Here is a 21,840-nt window from a genome sequence, read left to right as displayed (position 1 = left end):
GAATGCGCGCTCCACCTTTCGCCACCGCGCTGGCGGACGCCGACGCCGACGCGTTCGTCCACGTCGGCCCGCCGGGTGATCCGGTGGTGTCGTATCTCGCCGGCACACAGCTGCCGTGTCGCGCGGCCGTCGTGTACGGCGGCCGGGTCGCAGTGGTGCCCGAGCGCAGCCTCCCTGGGGCGTCCGGGGTTCCGGCCGAGGTCACCGTCCTGGATCCGCATTCGGTGCCCGCCAGGCGGCTGCCGGGGTTGGCGTCGGACGCAGTGCTTGCGCCCCGCATGCTGCCCCACGACGCCGCGTTGTACCTCGAAGAGGCGGGCATCGACGTGTCGTCGACGGTCGTCCACAAGCACGCCCGCCGCAGCAAGACGCCCGCCGAGCAGAAGACCTTGCGGGAGGCGGTCGCCGCCGCCGAGGCCGGCCTTGGGGCCGCCGGCGGCTTGCTCGCCGACGGTGTTGCGGACGACCTCGGGACGCCCGAGGCCGTGCGTCGTGCGGCCAACGCCGGGATCGCTGACGACGGCGCGGTGCCGGCGACGACCGTGCGGCCGGCGTCGGCGGAGCCGGACACGCCGCTGCGTGTCACGGCCACTGCCGTCGTCGACGGATACCACGCGCCCGTCCGCCGGACGTTCGTCGCGGGCGCGGACGGCGGCTGGGATCGCCGCGCCACGCTGGGCTGTGAGTACGGCGTGGACGCCGCCATCGACGTCATCGAGGCGGGGGAGACGACCGCCGAGCGCGCCGGTGAGGAGGCGACCGCCGAGCTGGCGTCGCTGGGGTTCCCGCCCGAGGAGACCACCGTCGACGTTCACGGGGTCGGCCTGGAGCGCCGGGAAGCGCCGACCGGGGAGGCGACGCTCGCCGAGGGCGCGGTCGTGTCCGTGTCGGCGGGCGTGACCGACGACGGGCGCACGGTCGGCGTGTCGGACATCGCTGTCGTCGGCGCGGACGGCGCCGAGCGCGTCGGGTCGTTCCCGCGCTCGGTCGTGCCCAAAGCCGATTACTGAGCGTCGTCGTTGTCGGGTGGGTTGGCAACCACCGTGGCAGCGCTCTGCGCGATGAGCGCCGGGATCTCGGTGGGCGTGTAGACGTAGCGGTCGCACGCCAGGATGGCGGCAGCGAACCCGAGGAAGACCCAGCCGGTGTGGTCCCCGGCGAGCAGTGTTTCGACGCCCAGCATCCCGGCTGGCGCTGCGAACGCGACCGCGACGCCGAGGCTGACCGCATCGAGCAGCTTCACAGGGTGGTTGTGCGTGCGCAGGCGAAAAACAGTTGTCGTCGCCACGAACCGGTACGTTTTCGTGATGCGTCCCGAATCTGGAAGCGTGTTCACGGGAATCATCGAGGAGACAGGCACCGTCGAGCGTGTCGTCGACGACGACGACGGTCGCCGCCTCCGCATCGCAGTCACGGGTTTCGGCGCGTTCAGCCACGGCGAGAGCATCAGCGTCGGCGGCGTCTGTCTCACCGTCGAAGACTGGGGCGAGGACTGGTTTTCGGTGTTCACCGCCGCCGAGACGCTGTCGAAGACAACGCTGAGCGCCGTGTCGTCGGGCGACCGCGTGAACCTGGAGCGCGCGCTGCCCGCCGACGGCCGCCTCGACGGCCACGTCGTGCAGGGACACGTCGACACCACCACCGAGGTCGTCGACATCGAGCAGGTCGGCGAGGACTGGACGTTCACGTTCGCGCTCCCCGACGGCCACGCCCAGTACGTCGCGCCGAAGGGCTCGATCGCGCTCGACGGCATCAGTCTCACTGTCGCCGACATCGACGACGAAGCCGGCACGTTCTCCGTCGCCGTCATCCCGACGACCTACGAACTCACGTCGCTGTCCGAGCGCAGCCCCGGCGATCGCGTGAACGTCGAGGTCGACGTGCTCGCGAAGTACGTCGAGCGGATGGCCAGCTACGACTCCTCCGTGGACTCGGCCGGCGGCGCGCTGGACGCAGCCGAGTAATCCTCGGGGTCGACGCCCACACCGTCGTCCGCGATCCGCCGCACCGCCGGCTCGAGCGCGTCGCCGTCCCAGGTTGCGGCGTGCGCCGCGACCGCCGACGCCCCGGTGTGGTTGTACGCCGCCCGGTAGGCCCGGAGCTTCTTGCCGAGGACCGCCAGGAAGACGCCGTCGTAGGCGATGACGAACACCAGGAACGCGACCCCTTGGGCGACCCCGACGAACTCCGCGACCGGCTTGAGGTTGGTGACCGCCGTGTTGTACGTCGCGTGAATGAGCGTCGCGGTCACCAACCCCTTCACGACGATGGGACCGGCGTCGTCGGGGTTGAACTTCGCGAGGCCGAGGTAGTAGCCCGCGAACGCCGAGTAGATCACGTGGCCGGGGCCGGCGAGCGTTCGCAGCGCCGCCACCTGGAACGCCACCTCCGTGGCCTGCTGGCCGCCCGCGGTCTGCATGACCGACATGACCTCCCGCAGGATGTAGATCGCGTTCTCGACGGTGGCGAACCCCAGGCCCGCCATCGCACCGTAGACCGCGCCGTCGACGACGGTGTCGAACTCGTCGCTGCGGAAGACGTACAGCCGCACCGCCAGCCACTTCACGATCTCCTCGACGGGGCCGACGACCAGGAAATAAAACAGCGCGGACGTGGCCACGGCCGTGCTCCCCGTCATGGGGTCGCTCGACCCGAACAGCACGACCGAGGACATCGCGTTGATGGCGGCCGCAAAGCCCGCGAACAGGAACCCGAACACGAACGTGGCGACGAGCAACTCGATCGGCTCTTGGCCGGTCGCGTCGGCCAGCCAGATGTAGCCGGCGACGGCCAGCGCGGGCGCCACCGAGAGCAACACGTAGGCCCCGACGACGGGCCGGTCGAAGAACACCAGCCCCGTCGCGGTGGCGAACTGCGCGACGATGATGAGCGCCGCGACAACCAACACCCCGGGGCGAAGCCCCGTCCCGAGAGCGTTGTAGAGCCACGTGGCCGCGTAGTCGAGCCGACTACGGGGCTCCCACGTGACGACATCGTAGAGGTCCATGTCGTCGTCGGCAGCCCGCTGCACCGGGTCCTGGTCAGCGGTCATGTGTCCCGTCTTTCGCATCCACGTCCTTCATCGTTCCTTCCGACCCGACGTGTGTCAGTACTTGCCTCGACGATAGGTTTTGTGTGCTACCAAATCGACGCCACAACCATGTCATACAGTCACAGCCGCGGCCTGTTGTACACCACCCCAACCGACAGCGACCAGTCCGACACGACCCCCGCACAGCCCGCCGACGACTGAAACCCTGATACCGGTACGGGCGCAACCACCGCGTATGCAGCGCCACCAGCCCACCACCGCCGCCCACTCGCACGTCCAATGACCCGGGTTCGCGTCCGCGGCATCTACGCCACCGCGCTCACGCAGTTGCTCCGGAACGCGGGCCTCGACGTCGTCGCCGCATCCCCGCCCATCCGGGCACGGTTCCCGGACGCCGACCTCGGTGCCGCCGAACCCCACGCCGACATCCGGATGACGCCCGACCGCCAGGGCGTCGGCATCACCGCCCACGGTGACGACCACGCACGTGCCGTCCGCGCCGTCGTCGCCGACCTCCCCCGAGACACCTTCGTCTGGCCCGATCCCGTCCCTCGCGGCGCGGTCTTCGACGCCGCCGTCGACCACACCGTCGGCGGCGGCGCGATCCTCGACCTCGGCGACGACCGCGAGGCCTACCTCCCGTTCGGCGCCGTCGACGACCACGTCACCGACGGCGACACCCTCCGGGTCGCCATCCGTGATCCAGCCCCGCCCTGGCACGACGACCGCCCCACGGCCACGGCCACGATCACCGTTTCGGGCGCGCTCGCGAGCCTCGACCGCGGCGTCGACGCGCTCGTCGCCGGTGCCGCCACCGACCGCGCCGAGCTCGCCCGCGCGACGGAACTCCTCGACCCCGATATCCCCGACAACTGGGGTGTCTACTGGGAGTACGACGGCGCCGACGCGAGCCTCGACGCCCGCGGGACCGCCCTCGACACGCTAGCCGCCCGAGCAGACCGGCTGGAGGCCGCACTCGCCGACGCAGACGGGGGCGATACCCCCGGCCTCGTGGCCGCTCCGGACACCACGCTGTGGGCGTGGTTCGGCCGCGAAACCCGGTGTGCGCTCGACGACCACCGCCGCACGGTGGCAGCGACGATGCCGGGCCACCACCGCATCAAAGCCGGCAGCGACGCCGCCAGCGACGCCGTCGACTTCGCGGAGGCGCTGGGGGCGTCCGTCGACGAGTTCCCGTTCGGCGCGGTCACGGACCAGTTCGGCCCCAGCGTCGGCGCGTCGATCGAGATCCAGCACGGCAAACCCGACGGCGCGCTCATCTCGCTTGGCCGCGGCGAAGTCACCGATCGGTCCGCGGAGAACGCCCGCATCACCGTCGAGCGCGAGATGACTGGCGGCGGCACGTACGACGCCCTGGGTGTCGCCCGCGAGGCAGGCGACACCGCCACGACCCGGTTCACCGAGGGCAACTGGTGGTATCCGACTGTCTACCGCAGCGAGGACGGCGAACGCAAGGGGACGTATCTCAACGTCTGCACGCCCGTGGAAGTGTTCCCGGACGCCGTCCGATACGTCGACCTGCACGTGGACGTGATCAAACACGCCGACGGCACCGTCGAGATCGTCGACCGCGAGGAACTGCAGGACTGCGTTGCCGACGGCCTGGTCTCCGAGGAACTCGCGGAAAACGCGCTGTCGGTCGCCGAGCGCGTGCAGTCAGCCGTGGCTGAGTAACACGCTCCTTAGAAGTGTGCGTCGGAGCTGGGACTGCCCTCGCCGCGACCGCCGCGGCCGCCCTCGTTGCGGTCGATCCCCATGAAGCTCTCCGCCTGATCGCCGCCCCAGCCGCCGCCGTCGCCGTCGGTGAACCGCACGACGACATCGTCGACCTCGTCGAACTCCGCCGCGAGGTCGGTCTTGATCCGTTGTGCCGTCCGCGGGCTGATCCCACACCCGGAACACGCGCCGCCCAACTCGACGACGACTTCGCCGGCCGTCGCGTCGGCCTTCCTGACGGCGCTGGTCCCCCCGTGGCTCCTGATGATCGGCATCTGACCGACGAGCCAGGTTTCGACGCGCTCGTGGAGGTCTCCCGCGGCCGCTGTCTCGCTCATACCCGCGGATACACGCTCGATGCATGGTATACCTTCGGTTACTGCTCTTTCACGCCACCCGCCGGTAGACCGCGCGCTCACGGCGCGTGAGTGCTGTCACCGGTCCCGCCCGTGAGCGCCGACGCGATCGCGCCCTTCAGCACCACGTCGTCGCCCAGCGTCGTCAGCCGGATCTCCGGGACGTTGCTGAACACGCGCTCCTGGATGTAATCTCGGATCGGCCCAAGCACCTGCTCGGGGTTGTGCAGCGCGACCGCCCCGCCGACGTACACCACCAGCGGAGCGTACGCCTGGACGAGGTTCGTCACGCCGATCCCGTTCCACACCCCGAGTTGCTCGACGACGTGGGCGGCAAACGTGTCGCCGTCGGCCGCACACTCGAAGACGTCTTTGGCGGTGAACCCCCCGCTGTCCAGGGGCAGTGCCGTCTCCACGCCGTCGGCGTCGTCGGCCAACAGGCGCGCGTACTCGGGGATGTTGTTCCCCGAGCAGTACGCCTCCCAGTGGCCGTCCCGGCCACACCCACACGTCCGCCGGCCGCGCGGGTCCACCACCATATGCCCGAGCTCGCCGGCGTTGCCGTCCCACCCCCCGATCACGGTTCCGTCGACGGCGACCCCCGCGCCGATCCCCGAGGAGATCGTGAGATACGCCATGTCGTCCGGCGTGCGGTCGGCGTAGAACCGCTCCCCGATGACGCCGGCGACCGTGTCGTTGTGCAGGAACACGCGTTCCGTGTCGACCCCCAGCAGGTTCGCCAGCGGGCCGACCAGCGGGATCGTCTCCACCGACGCCGGCATGTTCGCCGGGGAGTCGATGGCACCGTTCGCGAGATCCAGGGGGCCGATGCTGCCGATGCCCGCGGCCTCGATCGCCGTCGGCGCGACGCCGGCGTCCGCGGCCGCCGCGCGCATCACTGCCAGCACGGTCTCCGTGACCGCGATCCCGGTCGGGCCGCTGGGCGTCTTCCGCCGGTCGACGCCGACGATGCGTCCGGATTCGTCACTGACCGCCCCACGTACGTTCGTCGCCCCGAGGTCGACGCCCGCGTAGTGCATTCACGTGTAGCGGCGGGTTCCGACCACTTAACCACTCAGTTTTCACGCAGGATCGTGTCCGCCCGCTCACCGGGTCGCAACCCACACCGTGCCCGGCCCGTGGAACCGCCCCACCGACGCCGCGTCCTCCATCGCGGACACGCGCTCGACAGCCACGCGCACGCGGTCCTCGAACGCCACGACGTTCGCGGCCGCGACCACGCGGCTGTCCCCCTCGGCCAGTGCCACCCGTTCCACGCGCCCTCGTCCGGCGACGTACACCGTTCGTTCGCCCGTGAACTGCGTCATCAACAGCCCCATGCCCCGCGTCGGCGCGTTCCCGATGCTGCGCGCACCCACGCTGACGCCGACCGGCGCCGCAACGAACCCGTCCCACGCCACCGACACCCGCCCCCCGGCAGCGCCCAACTCACAGGCCGCGATCTCCCCCGGGTAGTCAGGTGCGAACCGCACCACTGCCCCGCCACCGACCGCGCGCACCCGGACCGGCGTCACCTCGCGCTCGCGGGCAGTGTTGGCGACCGACCGCATCGCCCCCGCCCGCGACCGGTCGATGCGCACGTCCCCCGTGTGATCCACGAGCGCGCCCGCAGCGGCCAACACCGCCTCCTCGGCGTCCAGTGTAACCTCCAACAGCCCTCCCATCCCGTCGCCGACCGACGCCTCCATCATCGCCACCTCGGTCCGGGACCGCGACCACCGCCCGTCCGCCGCCGAACACGCATCATACGCGGTCGTGGCCCGCGACCAGCATAAGCATATGCCCGCCGCCCGCAGGTGCGCACATGCACGCCCCCGACCTCGCCGGCCGGACTGTGCTCGTCACCGGGAGCGCCCGCGGGCTCGGCCGCGGCCTCGCGCTCTCGCTTGCCGACTGCGGTGCCGCCGTCGCCATCCATTACCACACCAGCGCCGACGCCGCCGACGAGGCCGCCGCCGAAGCCCGGGCGCTCGGCGCACCGGCAGTCACGACGGTCCGCGGCGATGTCACCAGTCCCGACGCCGTCGACCACATCTTCGACACGGTCGAAGCCGACCTCGGTCCCGTCGACGTGCTCGTGAACAACGTCGGCGCGTTCGCGCCCACACACTGGACGGAGATCGACGCCGACACCTGGCACACCGTCCTCGACACCAACCTCACCGCGCCCTTCCTCACCGCCAAGCGCGCGCTCCCGGGGATGCGCGCCCGGTCGTGGGGTCGCATCGTCAACGTCGGCTACGCGTCCGCCGAGAAGGGACTGGTCAACCCCACGAACTTCCCGTACTTCGCGGCCAAACAGGGGCTGTTGATGTTCACCCGCATGCTCGCCGCCGACACCCAAGACGACGGCATCACCGCCAACGCCGTCTCGCCGTACGTCGTCCAGAACTCCGACGAGTTCCCCGCCGACGCACCACGTGGCCGGTGGGCGACCGTCGAGGACATCGCGAGCGTCGTCCGGTTCTTCTGCGACGCCGACAGCGGCTACGTCTCCGGCGAGAACGTCAACGTCGACGGCGGCTGGCTGCCCGAGCACGTGTAGCCGCCGAACCGGCCGCTACTCGCCCCGCTGGCTCCACGGGCCGACGCCGGCGAACCGCCCCAGCGCCCAGCCGGCGGCGAACGGCGCGACGACGGCCAGACACGCCAGCCCCACCCACCGACCAGGCGGCGGCTGCATCGCGAGGAACACGAGGTAGGCGACGCCGACCACGGGCAGCGACCGTGCGAGCAGCGAGCGCGACTCCGATGGCATCGCCTCGGTGTTTGCCCGCACTCGCTGAAGAACCCCGTGCTCGCTGCCGGGCACTCACTGGTTTTCGAGCGCGTCGATCACGCAGGCAGCGGCCACGACACCCTCCTTGGGGATGGTGCGCGCGTCGTCGATGGTGACCGTGTACGTGTCCTTCACCGAGAACTGCCCCTCGATGGCGCCGACCGCCCGCCCCTCGGGGTCGTAGATGTCGTATTTGTTCGGCACGAGGTTCACCACGCCGATGAGGTGGCGGAGCGCCGACAGCACCGTGCTCCGTGACTCGATGGTGGCAAGCGCGTCGCCGGTGTCGGGGTCCCGGATCGTCCAGTTCTCCGCGAACAGCGAGTAGTCCTCATCGAGCACCACCACGTCCTCGCCGGTGGTGTCGTCGACGATGGTGTACGTGCCGCCGATGTCGAGTATGCCCCCCGCCGCCACGGTGAACGCCGGGTCACCGTCGTCGGTGACAAACGGGAACTGCTCTTTGAGCTTGAACAGCTTCTGTTTCGCCTTCAGCACCACCTCGCCGTCGGCGTCCCGGACGTCGTACTTGTTCCGCACGAGCGCCTGCCTGACCTCGAAGCTGTCGCCGTCGAGGTCGACGGCGGCAATGTCGTAGTCGGCCATGTCGTGTGCTGTTTCGGCCCACTGAAAAGCCTTCCCTGCGTTCGCTGGGACCGATAGACCTTCCGTGGTCGGTCCCCTGTGCTCTCCCAATGAGCGAAGAGTACATCGAGGTCCGTGGCGCCGAAGAACACAACCTCACGGACCTCGACGTGGAGCTTCCCCGCGAGTCGCTGAACGTCGTCACGGGGCTGTCCGGATCCGGGAAGTCGTCGCTCGCGTTCGAAACGATCTACGCCGAAGGGCAGCGCCGGTATATCGAGAGCCTCTCGGCGTACGCGCGCAACTTCCTCGGGCAGATGGACAAACCACAGGTGGAGTCCGTCGAGGGGCTCTCCCCGGCGATCTCCATCGACCAGAAGAACGCCGCGAACAACCCCCGGTCGACGGTCGGCACCGTCACCGAGCTCCACGACTACCTGCGACTGCTGTACGCCCGCGTCGGCACGCCACACTGCCCGGAGTGTGGCCGCGAGGTCGGCGAGCAGTCCGCCCAGCAGATGGTGCGGCGCATCTTCGACCTCCCCGCGGGAACGAAAGCGAAGCTGCTCGCACCGGTCGTTCGCGACCAGAAGGGCGCCTTCGAGGACCTCTTCGAGGACCTCGTCAACGAGGGGTACTCGCGGGTGGCAGTCGACGGCGAGTCCTACGACCTCGCGTACGACGACCCCGACCTCGACAAGAACTACGACCACACGGTCGACGTGGTGGTCGACCGCGTGACCGTCACCGAGGACGCCCGCTCCCGGATCACTGACAGCGTCGAAACCGCCCTCGACGAAGCCGACGGCGTGCTCAAAGTCGTCGTTCCGGACGCCGGACCCGACACCGAACTCGGCGGCGCGACGGCGCGCTCGACCGGCGACCTCGCAGACGACGCCGCCGACGACCGCCTCGTCGTGGAGTTCAGCGACGCCCTCGCGTGCACGCATTGCGGCATCGACATCAGCGAGATCGAGACGCGCAGCTTCTCGTTCAACAGCCCCCACGGGGCGTGTCCCGAATGCGAGGGCATCGGGAACACCAAGGAGGTCAGCGAGGACCTCGTCGTCGTCGACACCTCCAAGCCGATCAAAGACGTCTTCGAGGCGTGGAGCTACCAGCGCTCGTACTACCGCACGCGCCTGGACGCCGTCGCCGCGCATTTCGGAGTCAGCGTCGACACGCCCTTCGACGAGCTAGACGACGCCGTCCAGCAGGCGTTCCTCTACGGCACCAGCGACGAGGTCGTCTTCGAGCGCTCCACGAAAAACGGCACCCGCCGCAAGGAGAAGCGCTTCGAGGGCGTCATCCCGAACCTCGAACGCCGGTACGTCGAGACGGATTCGGAGTCCACCCGGGACCACATCGAGACGTACATGTCCGTGACGACGTGTCCGGCCTGCGACGGCACCCGCCTGAAGCCGTCCTCGCGGGCCGTCCTCGTCGACGGCACCCCGATCACCGACGTCAACCGGATGAGCATCGGCGACGCCCTCGCACAGTTCGAGGGGATGGAAGCCGAGCTGGACGCCCGGGACACCAAGATCGCCGCCGAGATCCTCAAAGAGATCCGCGCCCGCCTCGGGTTCATGACGGAAGTGGGCCTGGAGTATCTCACGCTGGACCGCGAGGCGTCGACGCTCTCCGGGGGGGAATCCCAGCGCATCCGCCTCGCCACCCAGATCGGGTCCGGGCTGGTCGGCGTACTGTACGTCCTCGACGAGCCCTCCATTGGACTCCACCAGCGCGACAACGACCGGCTGTTGAACACCCTCGAAGAGCTGCGGGATCTCGGGAACACGCTGATCGTCGTCGAGCACGACGAGGAGACGATGCGCCGCGCCGACACCGTCATCGACATGGGACCGGGGCCGGGCCGCCACGGCGGCGAGGTCGTCGCCAACGGCAGCGTCGCCGACGTCATGGCCGCCACCGACTCCATCACCGGCGACTACCTCGCGGGCCGCGAGCAGATCCCCGTCCCCGACGAGCGCCGCGACTACGACGACACGCTCACCGTCACGGGCGCCCGCCAGCACAACCTCCGGAACCTCGATGTCGACCTCCCGATCGGCGCGTTCACCGCCATCACGGGCGTCTCCGGCTCGGGGAAGTCGACGCTCATGCACGACATCCTCTACAAGGGGTTGGCCCGCGAGATGAACGACAACACGAGCGTCGACCCCGGCGACCACGACGCCATCGAGGGCACCGAACACGTCGAGACGGTGCGGCTCATCGACCAGAGCCCGATCGGCCGCACGCCCCGCAGCAACCCGGCCACCTACACCGGCATCTTCGACTACATCCGGGAGAAGTTCGCGCAGACGAAACTCGCCACGCAGCGCGGCTACAAGAAAGGGCGGTTCTCGTTCAACGTCAAAGGCGGCCGGTGTGAGGCCTGTGGCGGCCAGGGAACCCAGAAGATCGACATGAACTTCCTCTCGGACGTTCACGTGCCCTGCGAGGAGTGTGGCGGCGACCGCTACAACGACGAGACGCTCGACGTCACGTTCAAGGGCAAGACGATCGCCGACGTGCTCGACATGAGCGTCGAGGAAGCCCACGACTTCTTCGAGGCCGACAGCCGGCTCGGCCGCCGCCTCCAGTTGCTCGAAGACGTCGGCCTCGACTACATGCGCCTCGGCCAGCCGTCCACCACGCTCTCCGGCGGGGAAGCCCAGCGCGTCAAGCTCGCCGAGGAGCTGGGCAAGCAGTCCTCGGGGGACACGCTGTACCTCCTCGACGAACCCACCACCGGGCTCCACAGCCACGACGAGCGCAAGCTCATCGAGGTGCTCCAGCGGCTCACCGACCGCGGCAACACCGTCGTCGTCATCGAACACGAGTTGGATCTCGTGAAAAACGCCGACCACGTCGTCGACCTCGGCCCCGAGGGCGGCGCGGCCGGCGGCGACGTCGTCGCCACCGGAACCCCGGAGGCGGTCGCGCGCACCGACGACAGCCACACCGGCCGCTACCTCCGCGATAAGCTGCCGGCGGTCGACCGCGAGGGGCCGCGAAGCGGCCGCGAGAAACCGGCGCTGAGCGACGACTGATCCGCCCGCGAACTCAAACGCGCGTTTGAACCCGCCAAGGCGTAATACCGCCGCCCCGCGTACGGCCGTGTATGCACCGCCGACCGTTCCTCTCGCGGCTCTGTCTCGGGGCTGTGGCCGCAACCGCGGGCTGTCTCTCTCGGCGCGACGACCGCGACCACTCAGCCACGTCACGCACCCGATCGACGGGCACGGATGCGTCGCCCCCGCGCTCGACCGACCGCACGCGCGTCGCGGCCGGCGACACCGCCCGCCGAACCGTCGGCACCGGTAGCCTCGATGCGGGCGGGCTCCGGCGGCCGGCCCGCATCGCGTTCACCAACCCCACGAGCGAGCCACACGACGGCACGCTCACGATCTCCCGGCGCGACGAGCGCGTGCTCGACGAGCCGGTGACCCTCGCCGCGGACGCGAGCCTGGTCGCATCGCTCACCGATCTGGACGCCTACACCGCGCGGGTGTCCGGCCCCACGCTGCGCGGCGAGCAAACAGCCACCCTGCGTCCGGGCGGGTTCACCTGCAACGCCACGAGCACCGCCATCACCGTCCAGGACGACGCCACGCTTTCGTCCACGCGCGTCTCGACGCGGATGGCGTGTCCGGGGGTCGTGACCGACGACGTGGCGGCCGGCGACACCGCGACTGAGACGGTGGGCGCAGCCGGTGCGGGCGGCGACTACGCGTTTCGCCTCCGGAACGCCACCGCGGCGTCGTGGACGACGCGGCTCCGCGTCGACACCGACTCGACACCCCGCTTCGACGGCGTCTACACCCTCGCCCCCGACAGCACGGCGGTCGTTCGGCTGCGCGACCGCCGCGCGTACACCGCCTCGATGCGAGTGCTCGGGACGGAAGCCACGGCGACCGCTCGGGTCACGCCGGCCGACTTCGACTGCCCCAGCGCCGCAACGCGGGTGTCGATCGACGCCGCCGGCAGCCTCTCCGTTGCCCGTGACCCGTCGGCGTCGTGCACCACATCGTCCGTGTAGCTGCCGTACGCAGCCGCCAGCCGCGAGGGAGAAGACCTTTGCTGGCCACCGGACTACCACGCGATGATGTACGACTTCGTGGTCGTCGGTGTCGGCCCCGCCGGCGCGCGGTTCGCCCGGCGCGCGGCCCAACAGGGCTACGACGTGATCGCGTTCGAACAAGGAGACCTCGGCACGCCGCTCGCGTGCTCGGGCCACGTCAGCCTCGACGTCTGGGAGTTCGTCCCCGACGAACACCACGACGCCCTGTTCCAGAACGACATCCGGGGGGCGCGCTTCCACCTCGGCGGCGCGGACTCGTCCGCCCACCCGTTCTACAAATCCACCCCGATCTCGAACGCCATCGACCGCGTCCACCTCGACGAAGTCCTGGCCGAGGCCGCCCGCGACGCCGGTGCTGACGTCCGCGAACACCACACGGTCACCGACGTCACCGAACACCGCAACCGGGTCACCGTCACCGCCCGCGGCCCCGACGACTCCATCGACGTCACCGCGAAGATGGTGGCCGGCAGCGACGGCCCGCGCTCCCGCGTTCGGGACGCGCTCTCGCTGCCGGAGCCCGACGAGTTCCTGCACGGCGCGCTCGCGTTCGACCCCGACCCCGACCACCAGGACTTCGTGGACGTCCACCTCACCGTCCCCGGGTTCTTCGCGTGGCGCATCCCCCGCGGCGACGCCGGCGTCGAATACGGGCTCGCAGCCGCCCCCGGCGAGGACGTCGCCGGTCGCTTCGACGACCTCGTCGCCGACTACGGCGTCGACGTCGAACACCGGTGTTCCGGTCTCATCCCCATCGGCCCGCCGGACACCGTCACCAGCCACCGCGGGTTCCTGCTGGGCGACGCCGCCGGGCAGACCAAACCCTTCACCGGCGGCGGCATCCGCTACGGGATGACCGCCGCCGACGCGGCCGCCCGCGAACTCGACCCCGACCGCCCGGGCACGCTCGCGGGCTACGAGCGCGCCTGGCGGGACGCCCTCGAACGCGAGATCACGCTCGGCCACCTCGTGCGGGCGGGCTACTCGATGCCGACGCCCATCCAGTCCGCCGGCCTGCGGCTGTTCTCCGGGGAGATCGCGGTCGACATGGACAAGCCGACCAGCCTGTTCTCACTCGACCAGGCGCGGGCGCTGCTCCGGTAACACAGCCCTACAGGTAGTCGAAGGCCTGCTCGCTGCCCGCGTCGAATCCGAGCCGCTCGTGCGCCCAGTCGAAGACGCCGTCGTCGGCGCGCGCCTGCAGGAACTCGACGATCTCCTCGCCTACGTCGGCCCCGTAGAGTGCCTGTCCCGACCGCATGCGCTCGCGGACGTCGTCGGTCTCCGCCACGTGGGTGATCATGTCCGCGACGAACGCGCCGCTTGTCGGGGGCACCAGGAGGTTGGTGTTCGCGTCGAACACCGTCTCCGGGCGGTCCGTGCTGAACCGCGCCGTGAGACACAGCGCCGCCTCGATCTCGTTGAGCTCCTCCTGCATGCTCCCGGAGTCGGTGAACTCCGCGAAACACTGCCCGGATTCGAGGAACTCGTAGACGTGGGCGTGTTTCTTCCACAGCCCCGTGAACAGGAAGTTCTCCCGCTCGTCGGCCAGCCGCTGGAGGCGCTCCCGGTAGCCGTAGTTCTCCAACGCCCGCTTGGTGGCGTTCAACTCCACGAAGTTGACGCTGTAGCCGCGCTCGACCAGCTCGATGACGCCCTCGACGATGGCGGTGAACCGCTCGGGCAGGAGGTTCGCGCGCCGGTGGATGTCCACGCGCAGCCAGTCGTCGCGGGCCTCCAACACCGGATACACGTCGAACACGCTCTCGCCGTCGTGATCGCGTTTCATCTCGATGGCGTCCACGACCGAGTTCCCGACCACCGGCATCCGCTCGTGGCCGTCGACGCTGCGCGGATACCCCTCGCGTTCGAGGTGCTCGCGGTTCAACGCCACGGGCGCGAACTGGTAGATCGACGCCGCCGAACCGACGAACGTGTCGTACTGCTCGGGGAACGGCTCGGTTCGCTCGACGTGCCAGTCGCCGCGCCACTGCTCGCGGATCACGGCCGCCGGGTCGTCGGTGGTCTCGTACGCCGGCGCCATCCCCCGCAGCCCGGCCTCGTTGTGCGCGACCTGCTGGTTCGTGGCGAACATCCACGCCTGCGGGAAGACGCCGGCGGCGTGTGTGTCACCGTGCACCATCGGCAACACGGTGGTGTCCGGCCACGCCTCGAGGCGCTCGGCCAGCGTTTTCACCGCCAGCATCATCTCCGCGGTCTTCTGGGTCAGATCGCCCCTGATCCCCAGGTCGGCCGCGATGTGGGGCTCGATCCCGTACTCTTCGAGGCCGTGCCCGAGCACGTCGTCGTAGTGCTGGCCGGTGTGAATCACGAAACACGGCACGTCGTTGGCTTCGGCCGCGGCAACGACGGGAGCCTGCTTGTAGAAATCCGGCTTGGTCGCCGTCACGACCGCGAGCACGAAGTCGCCGCGGTCCATCTGGGCGGCCAACCGGTCCTCGTAGATCGTTGGGGCTGCGTCCATGCCAGCGCGTTCGCCGAACACGGTAATAACAGTCGTGTTCCCGAGCCCGCCGCCGATCCGCCAGCCGCCTAGTACTCGGGCCGTCGGCGCGACCGCTCGCCGGTGTCGACGAACGGCGGCTCGACCACCGCTGCATCGACCCGGTCCCCGTCCGCCGCGACCGCGAGCCCGCCGTGCCATTCGCTCACCACGGCGAACGCCAGCGGGTCGCCCCGCATCGGACTCTCTGCCGCCCGCGTCACCTCGCCGACCCGCGATCCGTCGGCGTACACGGCCGCCTCGGAGGCCGGCAGTGCGTCGGGCGCAAGCCCCACCAGGCGGCGGTGGGGCTTCCCGGCAGCCGCGGCGTCACTCCCGTCGAGGCGCGCGAGCCCGAGCGTGGCAAGCGTTCGACCGGCGAGCTCGGACGCGAACAGCGGCGTCCCGGCTTCCAGCGTCAGCGTCTCCCAGGTCTCGCGGCCGAACGGCACGGCGTTCAATCCGCGAACCAGCAGCGTCTCGAACACGTCGTCGGCGTCTTCGGCGGCGCACACGACCAGATACCCCTCCTCGCCGGCGAGGTCGTCGTCGCGCACGACCGTCACGCCGCCCTCCATCTCCCCGCGGACGAACCGCAGGCGCTCCTCGGGGGGGCTTGCCCGGTGCAGCACGCTCGCCACCTTCTCAGTGGCCTGTGGGCCGTGGACGCCGAACGTCCCGAACTCGCCGGTCGATAGCGTGACCGCGGCGTCCCGGCTGCCGGCACGCTCGCGCCACCGGCTGGCAACCCTGTCGCCCTCGCCCGCCGGCACGAGACCCAACAGCCGGTCGTCGGTCGCAAACACGTATCCGTCCGCGCGCACACGCCCGTCGTCGCAGACGACCACGTACGCGCCGCGCCCGTCCTCGGTCGGCACGCCACCCGACACGCCGGCCGCAACGACCTCGTGGGCGTCCTCGCCGGTCGCCACGACAACGTCGAACGCGTGTTCGGTCACCCCGGCCGCGTTCCTGACGGCGCGATGCGTGCGGTCGGGACGCCCGTACTCGACGGGCACCGCCCGCCCCGCCACCTCGCGGAACGTCGCACCGTGCGCCTCGTGGGCCGCCCTCACCACAGTCATATCCAGTATCTCGCCGCCCGCAGGGGGTAAACCCACCGCATCGATCAGAGGCCGATCCGCCGCCGGATCGCGTCCAAGACCGACGACTCGTCGGTCGCGTCGTCAGCCGGGCGGGCCACAACGCGCTCGTCGACTCTGAACTTGGTTCTGCCCTCCGCTTCCTCGGCGTGCACGAGTCCCGCGGCCGTCAGCGACGCCAGCGCGGCCTCGATGTCGTCGATGCTGACATCCACGCCCGTCCGCAACTCGAAGACGGTCATCCCGTCGCCGGGGCGTTCAGCGAGCGCATCGAGGACCGCAACCTCCGTCTGGGGGCGGTCTCGAAACTCGCGCTTCGCAGGCATACGTTACCGAACGGTCCCCGGTGTCTTAGCCGTGTCCCTGAACGGTAGTCTTTTGCCGTTGGGCTGGGTACGACGCTCCCAATGGGTATCAGGTGTTCCCTGCTCGGGCACGACTACGGTGAGTCGTTCGTCGAGCGGGACCGCGAGGAGCGCGGAAACGAGGTTGTGGTGACAGAACGCGAGCTCCGGGAATGCCAGCGCTGTGGGTCCGAACACGTCACAAGCGAGAACACCGAAGTGCGGCCGCTTGCGGACTCCCAGTCGACACCTGACTCCGCGGAGGACGGCGACACCGACGCCACGCAGGCAGCCGATGGCACCAGCAGCGCCGCGTTCTCGACCGCCAGCGAGGCCGTCGATCACACGACCACCGACGCATCGGCGTCCAGCAACACCACACCGGCGGACGGCAGCGGCGCCGACGACGCGGTCATCCTGGAGGAGTCCACGGCCGACACCACGGCCGACGAGGACAGTCCCGGCCGCGACCAGTGGACGGAGCCCGCCGACCCCGAGGTCGATCCGGACAACCCCACAGCGGCGGCGTCCGCCGACCCGGACGACGAGGCCGTCGAGTTCGTCGACGCCGACCCGGACGCCGACGACGATGCCGCCGGCGCGGACACGTCCCAGGCGACCGCCGACGCGACCACGACCGCAGCCGACGACACGCCGGCGGACCGCGACCACGGCGAGTGGCCCGAGCCCGACGGCGAGGACGAGGGGTTCGACGCAACCCCCGACCGCGGCACGGACCCGGCCGGTGACGCCGATGTCGTCGCGCCGACCGCGACCGACGCCGACACCAGCACCTTCGAGTTCGAAACGACGGCGGACCCCGACCCGATGGACGAGACCGAGTTCACAAGCCCCGGAACCGTCGACACCGACGGCAATGACGACCTCGATTTCACGCTGTTCTGCCCGGAATGTGGCTTCGAGCAGTACGCCGCCGGGGCCAGCCTGCGCGCCGGCGACATCTGCCCGGAGTGCAAGCGCGGCTACCTCGGTGAGGACCGCTGACGGCACACGAAGGGACTAAAACCCTCGCTGCCGTTCTCGCGGTCATGAAGGAGTACAAGATGCGGCGGGGGGAGTATCTCGACGAACGCGTGTCTGATATGCTGGCGACTGTCGAGGAGTATTTCGGCGACGTCACCGACACGAAACGGTTCAAGGACAGCGACCTCTACGTCGTCGAAGACCCCGACAACCCCGTGTTCAAGCGCATCGTCGCCGGAACCGTCGAATACGCCGGGAAAAAAGACAAGCTCGGCGTCCAGTTCGAGGAACGGCCCGCCGAGGACGTGATCGCCGAAGGCAACGCCGACGCGGCCGCCGACGCCGTCGACGCGAAAAACGACTTCCTGCTCGAGGCGACGGGCCGAGACGCCAAGTCCCGCCGCGACTCCATGAAGCGCAGCGTCGAAGACGACGCCGAAAAACCCGACACCGTCTAGTCGACCGCCGTTCTGCCGTCCTCTCCGTGGTCACAGCCGCCGCCGACGCCACACGCATCGGCGCGGCGGTCCGTACGGCACCACTCGGCCGCCGGCTCTGCCGAGCAGTCAGGGCCGGTTGAGCTTCTCACGGCTGATCCCGATCCCGTTCGGCGTGACGATCAGCTGGTCGTCGCCTTTCTGCACGATGTCGCCGCCGACCTCCCTGGCGACCTGGCGCAGCTCGTCGATGACGTGTTCGACGGTCCGATCCTCCGTGCGAAGGCGCGTGATGTCCGCGACGACGAGATCCCCGTCGTACACCGCGTCCTTGATCGCGATGACGTCTTCCTGGCCGTCGATCTCCGCGATGTGCACGGCCACGCTCGCCTCGCCGGCGTCCGCATTGAAGTCGTCCGCGTCCAGCTCGACGTAATCCTCGGTGGAGCTGCCGTTCCCACGGAGGATCTTATTCATGAATCCCATACGGTAGACACCAACCCGCCGCGTTCATAGTTCTTGCGTCAGACGGGGTGAACCGCCCGGTTGCGCACGCTCGCGCCGCCTCACCCCCGATCACGGTGGGGTCGACTGCCGGTTCGATCAGGTCTTTGCTGCTGCAGGCGCTCGCCCCGAGCGTGACGTTCAGCATCTGCGTTCGAGAACCCTACACCGCCGACGGCGACCAGCAGTACCGTTTCGGGGTTGCCGTGACGACCCGACTCCCCGGGGTCGGCGTCCCCTGTCCACACGTCAACGAGCACGGCGCGGTCGCCACGCAGAGCGTGACCAACCCCCGACTGGGGTCGGCGGGCGTCGACTACCTCGCCGACGGGCTCGGCGTCGAAGACGCGCTGCAGGCACTCCTCAACGCCGACGACAACAGCTCCGAGCGACAGCTTCACGGCGTCGGCCGCACCGGGTCGTTCGCGTTCTCCGGCGACGACTGCAACGGCTGGTACGGCGACCGTGCCGGCGAGAACTACACCGTCGCCGGTAACCTCCTCACTGGCGACGCGGTCGTTGAACGCACCGCCGCGGCGTACGAGGACCAACGAGTCGACGGTGCAACCGACGCCGAAGACGCCGACCCGCTTGCCAGCCGCCTCATCGACGCCCTGGGCGCGGGACAGGCCGCTGGCGGCGACAAACGCGAGGCGCTCACCGTGCAGAGCGCGGCGGTCACGGTTATCGACACGGGCGCCGCGGAGTCACCGTACTGGAACGACCTCCGGGTCGACGCCAGCGAGGATCCGATCGTCGACCTCCGGGAGACGTACCGGCTCGCGAAAGCGGGCTACGAGGACGCCATCGAACTGTACGACGACCCCGACGACGAGGACGCCCCGGCGACGGGAACCGACTGACGGACCCGGGTCACCCCGACGGTCAGACCGAGAACTCGAACAGCTCGTCGCCGACGTGATGCAGCGACGACACGACCTTCCCGGACTCACCGTCCATCTCGGTGCCGTCGACGAGCGCCCGCCCCACGGCCAGCGTCTTGCCGTGTGCTGCCTCCTGGATCACGACCAGGTCGCCGGCAGTGATCTCCGGCGATGCCGCCGTGATCCCGGGTCGCATCACGTCTGCACCGTCGCTCACGAACGACACAGCACCGGCGTCCACAGTCACGACCCCCGTCGACGGGTCGGTGCGGTTCGCGCCCGCGACCGTGACGAACGGCTCGCCGTCGGGATACCACACCAGGGGGTCGCCGTCGACGAGCACGATCTCGAACTCCTCGTCGGCGAACGTCACGCGCTCGTAGGCGTCGCCATCCAACTCGACACCCAACCCCGTTCGGAGCGCGTCGCCGATCTCGTCGATGTCGTCGCTTCGCAAGTGGTGCCGTGAAGACACGTCCATACGTGTCCTCGGGGCGCCTCCAGCCATAAATCGACCGCTGTCTGCCCAACGGATAAGTGCCCGCCCGGTGAACAACCGCGTGATGTGGGCCGACCACGATCCCGTCACCTGTATCGCGTGCGGCGACACCACCGCACGCAGCGACGCCCGCGAGTACGACAAACACGGCGACCGCTGGACGCGCACGGACAAGGAGTTCGAATACCTCTGTAAACCCTGTTTCCGTCGGCTCACCAAACACGCCCGCGATGGCCTCGAAGCGGCCCTCGACGACGCCGGCGCGGGTCGGGTCCCCGACGACGAGTTCCTCGCCCGGTTCCTCGACGCCACACGCGAAGACACCGCCGAACGCGAGTAGGGTGGCGACACCACTAACTACGCCACCCGGCTACTGGTAGCCATGAGCGATTCTGAACCCGCCCAGGGGTCCATCGAGGACCAGGGTCCCGTCGAAATCTCGCCCGAACTCGCCCGCCAACTCGAAAACAAACGCGACGACCTCTTCGAGAAGTTCGACCTCCACGACGAGTTCCCGCCGGACGTCGTCGCCGAAGCCGAAGCCCGCACCGAAGACGTCCAAGCGGAGATCCAGGCCGAAATCGAGGACCGCGCGGACATGCGCCCGCTGCCCACGTGGACCGTCGACCCCGTCGACGCCCAGGACTTCGACGACGCGATCTCCGTGCTGGAGCGCGACGACGAGTACGTGCTCTGGGTGCACATCGCCGACGTCACCCACTACGTTCACCCGGACTCGGAGATGTGGGCGGAAGCCATCGACCGCGCGAACACTGTCTACCTCCCCGGGTACACCATGCACATGCTCCCGCCGGTGCTCGCCGAAACGGTGTGTTCGCTGGTGCCCGGCGAGGACCGCCTCGCGCACACCGTCGAGATGCACCTCGACAAGGACGACCTCTCGTATCAGACCATCGAGATCTACAAGTCCGTCATTCACAGCGACGAACGGCTCACCTACAAGGACGCCGAACAGCGCCTCGACGACGAAACCGCGCCCCTCCACGACGACCTCTCGCTGGTGTTCGATCTCGCCGACCAGATGCACGAGCAGCGCAAGGCCGAGGGGAGCCTCGTGCTCAACCCCCGCCGCGACCGCGCCCACACCATCATCGAGGAGTCGATGCTCAAGGCGAACAAGGCGGTCACCCACGAACTCATGTGGAACCGCGGCGTCGAAGCCGTCTACCGCGTTCACCCCCAGCCGTCCCCCGAGGAGTGGGACGACGCCCTCCAGGAGATCCAGGAACTCAACGGCGTCTCCATCCCCGGCGACGCCTGGGACGACCCCCGGAAGGCGGTCAACGCAACCCTCGAACAAGCCCCCGAGCGCCAGCTCGGCAAGATCCAGTGGGCGGTGATGAAGGTGATGCCGCGCGCGCGATACATGAACGATCCCTTCGGCGGCCACCACGCGCTCAACTTCGAGATCTACGGCCACTTCACCAGCCCCATCCGCCGCATGAGCGACCTCGTGAACCACTGGATCGTCTACCAGAACGACGTTCCCGAAACCCTCATCTCGCTCTGTGACCGCGCCAGCGACAAACAACAAGCCGGTGAAACCGCCGAACGCGAATACCGCGACTTCCTCGAAGAGGTCGGCCTCGACCCCGACGCGGTGAACAACCGCGGCGTCACGGTCGTCGACTCACCGACGACCTCCTCGTAGCCACCACAGACGGTGCCTCACACCGAGCCAGGGGGTCGGACACAGCCGTAACTGTTCTCTCTCGACTCGGCACCACGACACTACGGACCGACGCGTCGCTTTGCGGGCAAATACAGGAGTGGACTCGCTGGGATTTGAACCCAGGGCCTCTTCCTTGCGAAGGAAGCGATCTACCGCTGATCTACGAGCCCGCATACTGGTTGAGCCGGTGGCTGTACTTCAGACTTCTGCTTCAGCGCGTATGCCATATGCGACACGCACGTGTCGCTGAGTGGTGTGTTGATGTCGGT

Annotated in this window: 24 protein-coding genes and 1 tRNA gene; 12 read left to right on the top strand and 13 right to left on the bottom strand. The window is 69.4% G+C overall.

Going from position 1 to position 21,840, the window contains the following annotated elements; all coding sequences use genetic code 11:
* Positions 1 to 2: 2 nt before the first annotated feature.
* Positions 3 to 1,010, top strand: coding sequence for a M24 family metallopeptidase (locus tag JRZ79_RS23480; RefSeq protein ID WP_205252294.1), 1,008 nt, complete (start codon positions 3 to 5; stop codon positions 1,008 to 1,010).
* On the opposite strand, the gene JRZ79_RS23475 is transcribed toward JRZ79_RS23480, so the two are convergent.
* A complete protein-coding gene (locus JRZ79_RS23475; RefSeq protein ID WP_205252293.1) occupies positions 1,004 to 1,243 on the bottom strand; it encodes a hypothetical protein in 240 nt (79 codons plus the stop codon). The two genes, JRZ79_RS23480 and JRZ79_RS23475, sit on opposite strands and share 7 nt — an antisense overlap.
* 64 nt (positions 1,244 to 1,307) lie before the next feature.
* Here JRZ79_RS23475 and JRZ79_RS23470 point away from each other — a divergent pair, with 64 nt between their 5' ends.
* Positions 1,308 to 1,964 (top strand): riboflavin synthase, encoded by a 657-nt coding sequence (locus JRZ79_RS23470; RefSeq protein ID WP_346347529.1) that lies wholly within the window; start codon positions 1,308 to 1,310, stop codon positions 1,962 to 1,964.
* Here JRZ79_RS23470 and JRZ79_RS23465 read toward each other — a convergent pair.
* Positions 1,913 to 3,052 (bottom strand): PrsW family intramembrane metalloprotease, encoded by a 1,140-nt coding sequence (locus JRZ79_RS23465; RefSeq protein WP_205252292.1) that lies wholly within the window; start codon positions 3,050 to 3,052, stop codon positions 1,913 to 1,915. The two genes, JRZ79_RS23470 and JRZ79_RS23465, sit on opposite strands and share 52 nt — an antisense overlap.
* 279 nt (positions 3,053 to 3,331) lie before the next feature.
* On the opposite strand from JRZ79_RS23465, the gene JRZ79_RS23460 reads away from it, so the two are divergent.
* Positions 3,332 to 4,747 (top strand): ribonuclease E/G, encoded by a 1,416-nt coding sequence (locus tag JRZ79_RS23460; RefSeq protein ID WP_205252291.1) that lies wholly within the window; start codon positions 3,332 to 3,334, stop codon positions 4,745 to 4,747.
* A gap of 8 nt (positions 4,748 to 4,755) precedes the next feature.
* Here JRZ79_RS23460 and JRZ79_RS23455 read toward each other — a convergent pair whose 3' ends face one another.
* The 3 genes from JRZ79_RS23455 to JRZ79_RS23445 form a co-directional block, all read right to left on the bottom strand.
* Complete coding sequence (locus JRZ79_RS23455; protein WP_010903966.1) at positions 4,756 to 5,127, bottom strand: NifU family protein; 372 nt, start codon at positions 5,125 to 5,127, stop codon at positions 4,756 to 4,758.
* 77 nt (positions 5,128 to 5,204) lie between these two features.
* Complete coding sequence (locus JRZ79_RS23450) at positions 5,205 to 6,185, bottom strand: ROK family protein (protein WP_205252290.1); 981 nt, start codon at positions 6,183 to 6,185, stop codon at positions 5,205 to 5,207.
* Positions 6,186 to 6,251: 66 nt separating this feature from the next.
* On the bottom strand, positions 6,252 to 6,857 hold the full coding sequence (locus tag JRZ79_RS23445) for an AIM24 family protein (protein WP_010903968.1): 606 nt from the start codon (positions 6,855 to 6,857) through the stop codon (positions 6,252 to 6,254).
* 113 nt (positions 6,858 to 6,970) lie between these two features.
* Between JRZ79_RS23445 and JRZ79_RS23440 the strand changes: the two genes are divergently transcribed.
* Positions 6,971 to 7,711, top strand: coding sequence for an SDR family oxidoreductase (locus JRZ79_RS23440; RefSeq protein ID WP_205252289.1), 741 nt, complete (start codon positions 6,971 to 6,973; stop codon positions 7,709 to 7,711).
* Positions 7,712 to 7,726: 15 nt separating this feature from the next.
* Here JRZ79_RS23440 and JRZ79_RS23435 read toward each other — a convergent pair whose 3' ends face one another.
* Positions 7,727 to 7,924, bottom strand: a complete 198-nt coding sequence (locus JRZ79_RS23435) for a hypothetical protein (protein WP_010903970.1) — start codon at positions 7,922 to 7,924, stop codon at positions 7,727 to 7,729.
* Between the two features lie 54 nt (positions 7,925 to 7,978).
* On the bottom strand, positions 7,979 to 8,551 hold the full coding sequence (locus JRZ79_RS23430; protein ID WP_205252288.1) for a hypothetical protein: 573 nt from the start codon (positions 8,549 to 8,551) through the stop codon (positions 7,979 to 7,981).
* A gap of 89 nt (positions 8,552 to 8,640) precedes the next feature.
* On the opposite strand from JRZ79_RS23430, the gene uvrA reads away from it, so the two are divergent.
* The 3 genes from uvrA to JRZ79_RS23415 all read left to right on the top strand — a co-directional run bounded on the left by uvrA (position 8,641) and on the right by JRZ79_RS23415 (position 13,724).
* Positions 8,641 to 11,589 carry an excinuclease ABC subunit UvrA gene (uvrA, locus tag JRZ79_RS23425; protein WP_205252287.1) on the top strand — a complete coding sequence of 983 codons (2,949 nt, stop codon included), beginning with the start codon at positions 8,641 to 8,643 and terminating at the stop codon, positions 11,587 to 11,589.
* Between the two features lie 71 nt (positions 11,590 to 11,660).
* The gene (locus JRZ79_RS23420) at positions 11,661 to 12,578 is read left to right on the top strand and encodes a hypothetical protein (protein WP_205252286.1); all 918 of its coding nucleotides are present in this window, start codon (positions 11,661 to 11,663) and stop codon (positions 12,576 to 12,578) included.
* A 66-nt stretch (positions 12,579 to 12,644) separates the two neighbouring features.
* Positions 12,645 to 13,724, top strand: coding sequence for a geranylgeranyl reductase family protein (locus JRZ79_RS23415; protein ID WP_012289531.1), 1,080 nt, complete (start codon positions 12,645 to 12,647; stop codon positions 13,722 to 13,724).
* A 7-nt stretch (positions 13,725 to 13,731) separates the two neighbouring features.
* Here the strand turns inward: JRZ79_RS23415 and JRZ79_RS23410 are convergent, their stop codons facing one another.
* The 3 genes from JRZ79_RS23410 to JRZ79_RS23400 all read right to left on the bottom strand — a co-directional run bounded on the left by JRZ79_RS23410 (position 13,732) and on the right by JRZ79_RS23400 (position 16,552).
* Positions 13,732 to 15,105, bottom strand: coding sequence for a UDP-N-acetylglucosamine 2-epimerase (locus JRZ79_RS23410; protein ID WP_205252285.1), 1,374 nt, complete (start codon positions 15,103 to 15,105; stop codon positions 13,732 to 13,734).
* 68 nt (positions 15,106 to 15,173) lie between these two features.
* A complete protein-coding gene (locus tag JRZ79_RS23405; protein ID WP_205252284.1) occupies positions 15,174 to 16,208 on the bottom strand; it encodes an aminomethyltransferase family protein in 1,035 nt (344 codons plus the stop codon).
* A gap of 44 nt (positions 16,209 to 16,252) precedes the next feature.
* Positions 16,253 to 16,552: a DUF6432 family protein gene (locus tag JRZ79_RS23400; RefSeq protein ID WP_205252283.1), complete on the bottom strand. Its 300-nt coding sequence runs from the start codon at positions 16,550 to 16,552 to the stop codon at positions 16,253 to 16,255.
* A gap of 81 nt (positions 16,553 to 16,633) precedes the next feature.
* Between JRZ79_RS23400 and JRZ79_RS23395 the strand changes: the two genes are divergently transcribed.
* Both JRZ79_RS23395 and JRZ79_RS23390 read left to right on the top strand, forming a co-directional pair.
* Positions 16,634 to 17,575: a hypothetical protein gene (locus JRZ79_RS23395; protein ID WP_205252282.1), complete on the top strand. Its 942-nt coding sequence runs from the start codon at positions 16,634 to 16,636 to the stop codon at positions 17,573 to 17,575.
* A gap of 44 nt (positions 17,576 to 17,619) precedes the next feature.
* A complete protein-coding gene (locus JRZ79_RS23390; RefSeq protein WP_010903979.1) occupies positions 17,620 to 18,012 on the top strand; it encodes a DUF5611 family protein in 393 nt (130 codons plus the stop codon).
* Positions 18,013 to 18,120: 108 nt separating this feature from the next.
* On the opposite strand, the gene sepF is transcribed toward JRZ79_RS23390, so the two are convergent.
* Positions 18,121 to 18,477 (bottom strand): cell division protein SepF, encoded by a 357-nt coding sequence (sepF, locus tag JRZ79_RS23385; RefSeq protein WP_010903980.1) that lies wholly within the window; start codon positions 18,475 to 18,477, stop codon positions 18,121 to 18,123.
* Between the two features lie 152 nt (positions 18,478 to 18,629).
* On the opposite strand from sepF, the gene JRZ79_RS23380 reads away from it, so the two are divergent.
* Positions 18,630 to 19,358, top strand: a complete 729-nt coding sequence (locus JRZ79_RS23380) for a DUF1028 domain-containing protein (protein WP_205252281.1) — start codon at positions 18,630 to 18,632, stop codon at positions 19,356 to 19,358.
* Between the two features lie 22 nt (positions 19,359 to 19,380).
* On the opposite strand, the gene JRZ79_RS23375 is transcribed toward JRZ79_RS23380, so the two are convergent.
* Complete coding sequence (locus JRZ79_RS23375; protein WP_010903982.1) at positions 19,381 to 19,860, bottom strand: RNA-binding protein; 480 nt, start codon at positions 19,858 to 19,860, stop codon at positions 19,381 to 19,383.
* A gap of 82 nt (positions 19,861 to 19,942) precedes the next feature.
* Between JRZ79_RS23375 and JRZ79_RS23370 the strand changes: the two genes are divergently transcribed.
* Positions 19,943 to 20,218, top strand: coding sequence for a hypothetical protein (locus JRZ79_RS23370; RefSeq protein ID WP_010903983.1), 276 nt, complete (start codon positions 19,943 to 19,945; stop codon positions 20,216 to 20,218).
* A 42-nt stretch (positions 20,219 to 20,260) separates the two neighbouring features.
* Positions 20,261 to 21,550, top strand: coding sequence for a ribonuclease R family protein (locus tag JRZ79_RS23365; RefSeq protein ID WP_010903984.1), 1,290 nt, complete (start codon positions 20,261 to 20,263; stop codon positions 21,548 to 21,550).
* Between the two features lie 119 nt (positions 21,551 to 21,669).
* On the opposite strand, the gene JRZ79_RS23360 is transcribed toward JRZ79_RS23365, so the two are convergent.
* Positions 21,670 to 21,741 (bottom strand) — tRNA-Ala (locus tag JRZ79_RS23360).
* Between the last annotated feature and the right edge of the window lie 99 nt (positions 21,742 to 21,840).

It is taken from the genome of Halobacterium sp. BOL4-2, from assembly GCF_016917835.2.
In the GTDB taxonomy this organism is placed as follows: domain Archaea; phylum Halobacteriota; class Halobacteria; order Halobacteriales; family Halobacteriaceae; genus Halobacterium; species Halobacterium salinarum.
The sequence above is the reverse complement of the archived record's forward strand: the minus strand, read 5'-3'. Positions and strand labels throughout refer to the sequence as shown.

Bases quoted from the DNA above. Each gene is read 5' to 3' on its own strand.
- JRZ79_RS23480 (WP_205252294.1), top strand. From the start codon at position 3: ATGCGCGCTCCACCTTTCGCCACCGCGCTGGCGGACGCCGACGCCGAC.
- JRZ79_RS23460 (WP_205252291.1), top strand. From the start codon at position 3,332: ATGACCCGGGTTCGCGTCCGCGGCATCTACGCCACCGCGCTCACGCAG.
- JRZ79_RS23470 (WP_346347529.1), top strand. From the start codon at position 1,308: ATGCGTCCCGAATCTGGAAGCGTGTTCACGGGAATCATCGAGGAGACA.
- sepF (WP_010903980.1), bottom strand. From the start codon at position 18,477: ATGGGATTCATGAATAAGATCCTCCGTGGGAACGGCAGCTCCACCGAG.
- uvrA (WP_205252287.1), top strand. From the start codon at position 8,641: ATGAGCGAAGAGTACATCGAGGTCCGTGGCGCCGAAGAACACAACCTC.
- JRZ79_RS23365 (WP_010903984.1), top strand. From the start codon at position 20,261: ATGAGCGATTCTGAACCCGCCCAGGGGTCCATCGAGGACCAGGGTCCC.
- JRZ79_RS23455 (WP_010903966.1), bottom strand. From the start codon at position 5,127: ATGAGCGAGACAGCGGCCGCGGGAGACCTCCACGAGCGCGTCGAAACC.
- JRZ79_RS23450 (WP_205252290.1), bottom strand. From the start codon at position 6,185: ATGCACTACGCGGGCGTCGACCTCGGGGCGACGAACGTACGTGGGGCG.
- JRZ79_RS23445 (WP_010903968.1), bottom strand. From the start codon at position 6,857: ATGATGGAGGCGTCGGTCGGCGACGGGATGGGAGGGCTGTTGGAGGTT.
- JRZ79_RS23420 (WP_205252286.1), top strand. From the start codon at position 11,661: ATGCACCGCCGACCGTTCCTCTCGCGGCTCTGTCTCGGGGCTGTGGCC.
- JRZ79_RS23400 (WP_205252283.1), bottom strand. From the start codon at position 16,552: ATGCCTGCGAAGCGCGAGTTTCGAGACCGCCCCCAGACGGAGGTTGCG.
- JRZ79_RS23375 (WP_010903982.1), bottom strand. From the start codon at position 19,860: ATGGACGTGTCTTCACGGCACCACTTGCGAAGCGACGACATCGACGAG.
- JRZ79_RS23410 (WP_205252285.1), bottom strand. From the start codon at position 15,105: ATGGACGCAGCCCCAACGATCTACGAGGACCGGTTGGCCGCCCAGATG.
- JRZ79_RS23370 (WP_010903983.1), top strand. From the start codon at position 19,943: ATGTGGGCCGACCACGATCCCGTCACCTGTATCGCGTGCGGCGACACC.
- JRZ79_RS23415 (WP_012289531.1), top strand. From the start codon at position 12,645: ATGTACGACTTCGTGGTCGTCGGTGTCGGCCCCGCCGGCGCGCGGTTC.
- JRZ79_RS23390 (WP_010903979.1), top strand. From the start codon at position 17,620: ATGAAGGAGTACAAGATGCGGCGGGGGGAGTATCTCGACGAACGCGTG.
- JRZ79_RS23465 (WP_205252292.1), bottom strand. From the start codon at position 3,052: ATGACCGCTGACCAGGACCCGGTGCAGCGGGCTGCCGACGACGACATG.
- JRZ79_RS23405 (WP_205252284.1), bottom strand. From the start codon at position 16,208: ATGACTGTGGTGAGGGCGGCCCACGAGGCGCACGGTGCGACGTTCCGC.
- JRZ79_RS23430 (WP_205252288.1), bottom strand. From the start codon at position 8,551: ATGGCCGACTACGACATTGCCGCCGTCGACCTCGACGGCGACAGCTTC.
- JRZ79_RS23395 (WP_205252282.1), top strand. From the start codon at position 16,634: ATGGGTATCAGGTGTTCCCTGCTCGGGCACGACTACGGTGAGTCGTTC.
- JRZ79_RS23435 (WP_010903970.1), bottom strand. From the start codon at position 7,924: ATGCCATCGGAGTCGCGCTCGCTGCTCGCACGGTCGCTGCCCGTGGTC.
- JRZ79_RS23440 (WP_205252289.1), top strand. From the start codon at position 6,971: ATGCACGCCCCCGACCTCGCCGGCCGGACTGTGCTCGTCACCGGGAGC.